This is a genomic window from Phocaeicola sp., assembly GCF_048170425.1.
Classification (GTDB): Bacteria; Bacteroidota; Bacteroidia; order Bacteroidales; family Bacteroidaceae; genus Phocaeicola.
The window spans coordinates 1-5,536 of the sequence record NZ_DBEXBB010000322.1 but is presented as its reverse complement, the minus strand read 5'-3'; the positions used below and the strand labels follow the sequence as shown (position 1 = coordinate 5,536).

The following is a 5,536-nucleotide window of genomic DNA, read 5'->3' as shown; positions in this document are numbered from 1 at the left end:
TTTTTGTGTTGATTTTTGCGCTCAGGTTATAACGTTTCATGTTATCATTACCATAGCGCAGGTTACCATTCTGGTTCAGGTAACTTCCTGACACATAATATTGCAGTTTTTCAGTTCCTCCGCTCATGCTGAGGTTGTGTTCTTGGCTCCAGGCCCAGGTGAAGTGTGTCTTATACCAGTTAACATTGTCATTGGCTTTTTCATGGAAATGCCAGTTGCTGCCATTAGGAATGGTGGTAGTAGTGATTTTACCTGCCATGTAGTCCTGAATACGGCCAATGGTTTCTTCATCGAAGATAATTTTATCACCCTGATTTACAGATGCTTCGTTGAAAAAGTTGGCAAAGCGGTAAGAATCGAGCTGGTTCGGCAGGTTGGTCGGACCGGAATAACGGAAGCTGTTGTTGTAGTTGATGGTCATTTCCCCAGCCTTACCTTTCTTGGTGGTAATTAATATCACACCGAATGCGGCGCGTGAGCCGTAGATAGAAGACGATGCAGCGTCTTTCAGTACGGAGATGCTTTCAATATCTTCCGGGTTCAAGGTGTTCATATCACCTTCCATGCCGTCAATCAAGATAAGAGGCTCACCCTTTGAACCGGTACCGATTGTTCCTGTTCCGCGTATGTTTACCTTCATGGATTGTCCGAGCTGTCCACCCAAGTCGGCAGTTGATAAGTTCAGTCCCGGCACAGTTCCCTGCAATGCCTGTCCCACTTGCGACACGGGTCTTGACTCCAAAGCCTTCGTGTCGACAGTGGCCACGGCACCGGTCAGATTCACTTTCTTCTGTGTACCGAAACCTACCACCACCACTTCATCGAGTGTCTGAGTATCTTCCGACAAAGTGACCTGATAAGAAGTCTTTCCTTTTTGTAGGGGGATTTCCTGAGTTTGATAACCGATGTAGGATACTACTAATGTACTTCCTGAGGCAACGTTGTTCAGCTGGAAGTTTCCGTCCAGGTCGGTGATACAACCGTTGCTTGTACCTTTAACTACTACTGAAGCTCCGATGATGGGTTCATTCAGTTTCTTGTCTGTAACAATTCCGGAGATACTCATCTGTTGCGCATGCAATGGCAAAAGTCCTGCCAGCAAGGCTATGAGCAGAGAGATGAATTGTGTCTTCATGTGACTCATGGTTTTAAGATTAAAGTTTATATTTAGATGGTTAAACAAGTTGGCAGGTTTTCTTGTCGCAAATCTCTTCAATAAACGGTGTATGGGCAGTGGGTAAACGTTGCATTAACAGTTGGTATTCTTCTTACCTGCATTTTTCAGGGGGTAAAAACTGTTTTTTTTACCGGTTTTCTGACTTTTTAGACAAGTTTTTTTGTTTCTTTGTGCAGCCATTTATATAGCTTAATCTGAGAAATGAAAAAGGTACATTCTATATTTTCCCTGATTTTATTCTGGTTTTTATCGGTTCTTTTGTTGGAAGCGCAGCCCTTGTCGGAAAAAGATTTTCAAGTACTGAATATGAACGACGGGCTGTCTGACAACGACGTTCATTCCGTGGTAAAAGATACCGAAGGGTTTATGTGGTTCGGTACCGGAAGCGGACTGAACCGTTACGACGGACGTACCTTCAAAGTGTTCCGGATACCGGGATTCTTTTACCGGAGAATTGATAAGGTCGTGTCGTTGGATACGAATTATCTGCTTCTCCGATCGGAGAAGAACTTGTTTTTGTTCGACAAAAAATACGAACGTTTTCTTCCCGTATGCGACTCGGTAAGTAAACGGCCTGTGATGTTTTCCGATTTTTTAGCAGATTCCGATGCTACTTGCTGGGGCGTATCTTCCGACGGATTGATAGAGGTGACTTTTCCATCTTCCTTTTTACGGGATACAGCATTTGTCTCTGTGCACCACGTCATGGAGGACTTGTCGGGAAATTCATTTGTAACGCTTTGCATGGGCGAAGACGAGAAAACGCTGTATTGTGCAAGTAGTAATGGGGCGGTTTGTCGTTTTACTCCCGGACAGAAACAACTGGAAAAAGTCTGTGACGTGCAGGTGGCGGTCGGCAAGCGGGTTTCTTCCCTGCTGGACAGCAATGGATTTATCTGGATTTCCACCATAGGTGACGGTCTGTATGGGTATGATTTGCAAAACGGAAAGTTACATCACTGGCAATATATTCCGGGAAAACCTGGGGAACAATTATCGCACAATGATGTCTTTCGCCTGCTTCCGATAGGGAATTCCCGCTACATGGCAGTGACATGGAACGGATATACATTACTGAGCCTGACTCCGACACGGGAAATCAAGCTGCGTGATTTTCATGATTTCCTTTATAATGGGAAGCAGTATTTTGAAACCCGTATGATTTCAGGGTATTATGATGAAGAGGGGCTTTTGTGGATTGGAACGGAGGGGGGAGGTGTGCTGTTCTCCGACCTACGTCAATTGTTTTATCATCAGTATGCCCAAACACGTTCCAATGAGATTGGTGGTATACAGATAGATGGTGAAGGTTATGTCTGGCTGGCTACTTTCCACAAAGGAGTGTTGCGCAGTACCCAGCCTTTCGATGTGGAATATCCGTTGTCGTTTGAAGAGCTTGATACCGGAATATCCGGCATAAAGGGGATGCTATGCAGTTCGGCTGATAAAAGTGGAAGGCTTTGGTTTGGTACGCAGGATGGGAGGGTACTTCGTTACGGGAAAGACCGGAAGTGGGATAACCTGCGCATCGGTGTGTCCGGACAGACTTTCCCAATGGTGTGGAGCTTATTTGTCGTATCGGAAGAGCAGTGCTGGGCGGGTACCAGCGAGGGGTTATACTGGGTGGACTTTCAGCGGGGAACTTCAACACACGTCAGTTGGAGTAATCCGCAAATTCCGGATCGTATACATATACGTGCGTTGGCTGCCGGAGATAATCAGACCTTATGGCTGGGAACCGGAAGAGGCTTGCTACGGCTGTGGATGAACGGTACCAAGGTGCTGCGGACACATGCTGGATATGAAGCCAAGGCCGGTATGCCGGATACGGAAATCGAAGTCCGCGCCCTGTTGTATGGGGCAGATAAGAAACTGTGGGCAGGATACGCCGGAAGCGGTCTGGTGGCCTGTTCACCGAAAGAAGACAGCATCCTGACCCGTTATACTACTGCCCAGGGTTTGTGCAGCAATTTTGTGACTACGCTGGCCGAAGACAACGACCACTCTCTCTGGGTAGGTTCCAACTCCGGCATTTCCCGCCTGAGCCGTCATTTACAGTCATTCTATAATTACTATATTTCGGGAAGTAACCGTTCTGTCTTTTTCGGCAAGGACTTCCTTTTCTGGGGAAACCACAGCATGCTGACCTATTTCCGTCCTTCCGACCTTCGCTTTAATTATCCGAAGGAAAAGGGACGGGTGATTTTTACCGACCTGGAAGTGAACCACACCTCCGTGCAAATCGGGCAGAACGTCAACGGGCAGGTGGTGTTACCCCAGTCGCTGCTTTATACGTCTAAACTGTATTTAAAGCATGCAAATCGCAGTTTCTCGCTTTCATTTACCAATCTGCTGTATCTTTCCAAGCTGCAAAAATACCTTTTCCGCCTGTATCCTTACCAGGAAGAATGGATTATGGCCGATGAAGGAGAAAAAATTTCCTACGACCGTCTGCCGGCCGGTACCTATACTTTTCAGGTGAAGACCATTTTCCAGGACCAGAGTGAAGGCGATGTCAGTACCCTGAAGGTGGTGATTGCTCCTCATTGGAGCGAAACCCTCTGGTTCCGTCTGCTTGTGGCGGCTGGCCTGATCAGTATCGTGTTGATTTACCTGCATCGTGTGCGGTTGAAGCAAAAGCGGATACAGTATGAGCTGCGCCTGGAGCACGAACTGTTTACGGTCAATATGGAACGGAACAAGGAAGTGGAACTTCGCAAGGAGCGTGAGGCTTTCTTCACGATGGCAGCCCATGAATTGCGCACTCCGCTTACCCTTATCTTGTCTCCGCTGCGTGAACTGCTCTCCAAAATCACACCCGCACATCCGTTTTATGGTCGTCTGTCTGTCATGTTCAAGTATGCCGAAGGATTGCATACCCTGACCGACCGTTTGCTGTATATCCAGAAAGCAGAAGCCGGCATGGTGAAGCTGCGCCTGTCTGCGGTAGACGTACTTTCTTTGATGAGGGATGTGGCCGAGGGTTTTCAGCTGCTGGCTGCCGAACGTCGGATAACGTATGAATGTGTGCAGGGGTCGGAACATGTCACGATATGGGCCGACCGGGAGAAGCTTTCATCAGTCATTCAGAACCTGATTTCGAATGCTTTTAAATATACACCCGAAGGAGGAAAAATCAGTCTCTCGGTAGAACGGAAGGAATTTGACCAGAAATCTTTCTGCTGCATTTTGGTGACAGATACCGGAAAAGGAATAGATGCGGATTTGCTGCAGCATATTTTTGAGCCTTTTGTGACCGGCGATGCAGATCCGGCTGTCTCCACCCGCATGGGGGTAGGACTGAAAATCGTGAAGCACATCGTGGAGATGCATCACGGACGGGTGAACGTGGAGAGTGAACCGGGAAAAGGAACATCGTTCGCTGTATACCTGCCCGAAGGAAAATCGCATTTCGAAGAAGACGACTGCACGTGGGATGAAGCTCTGGACGCGGATGATAAAGAAAAGGGAAGAGAAAGTATCTCAGACCTGATGCTGTTGCCGGAAGCGGAAGAAACCTCACAGAAAACGGAGGAAGAACGTACAGCCGCCCGCCAGACGGTGCTTATTATAGAAGACAATACCGACATGCGCCGTTACCTGCGCGACCTGATGAAGAAGCACTATCGGGTACTGGAAGCGGAGAACGGAGAAGAGGGAGTGAAGGTGGCCGTGGAACAGGTGCCCGACCTGGTACTGTCGGATGTGATGATGCCGGTGATGGACGGATTTACCTGCTGTGCCGAGCTGCGCAAGCGGAAGGAAACGGCTCACATTCCCATTCTGCTGCTCACGGCCAAGGCAGAAGATAAGGACAGTGTGGAAGCTTCCTGCCGTGGAGCCGACGACTATGTGCGTAAGCCGTTCAATCCGGAGGTGCTGCTGGCCAAGGTGGCTCATCTGCTCGATATGCGCCGTCGCTTGAAGCAGATTTACACCCGTACGTTGCTGCATGCTTCTTCGGTGTCGGCAGAGAAACCCGAAGGCACCGAAAGCGAGTTCATGCAACAGGTGCTGTCGTGCATCGAGGGTCATGCCAGCAATCCGGAGTTCAATGTCAAGGTGCTGGCCGGAGAACTCCACATGAGCCAGGCTACGCTCTACCGCAAGCTGAAACAGCACACCGACCTGTCGGCTGTGGAACTGATTCGCCACATCCGCATGACACAGGCCGCTTTCCTGCTGATGGAAACCAGTCTCCCGGTCACGGAGGTAGCCGAGCGTGTGGGCTTCAATGACCTGCCCACGTTCCGCAAGCATTTCGCGGACATGTTCGGCGTGTCTCCTTCCAAGTATGCGGAGGAGAATCGGAAGAACAAGTAAAAAGGGAGACAAATCGAGCATTGGGGTAGAAACATC

Annotated in this window: 2 protein-coding genes; one reads left to right on the top strand and one right to left on the bottom strand. The window is 48.8% G+C overall.

The annotated features are described in order from the left end of the window. Window positions 1–1,135: SusC/RagA family TonB-linked outer membrane protein (locus ACMJ0U_RS12365; protein ID WP_417130178.1), on the bottom strand; the 1,135-nt coding region annotated here is incomplete at its 3' end. A gap of 348 nt (window positions 1,136–1,483) precedes the next feature. Between ACMJ0U_RS12365 and ACMJ0U_RS12360 the strand changes: the two genes are divergently transcribed. Continuing rightward, on the top strand, window positions 1,484–5,500 hold the full coding sequence (locus ACMJ0U_RS12360; protein WP_417130177.1) for an ATP-binding protein: 4,017 nt from the start codon (window positions 1,484–1,486) through the stop codon (window positions 5,498–5,500). The last annotated feature ends 36 nt before the right edge of the window (window positions 5,501–5,536 follow it).

Excerpts from the sequence above, each read along its gene's own strand:
- ACMJ0U_RS12360 (WP_417130177.1), top strand. The coding sequence starts at position 1,484 with ATGAACGACGGGCTGTCTGACAACGACGTTCATTCCGTGGTAAAAGAT.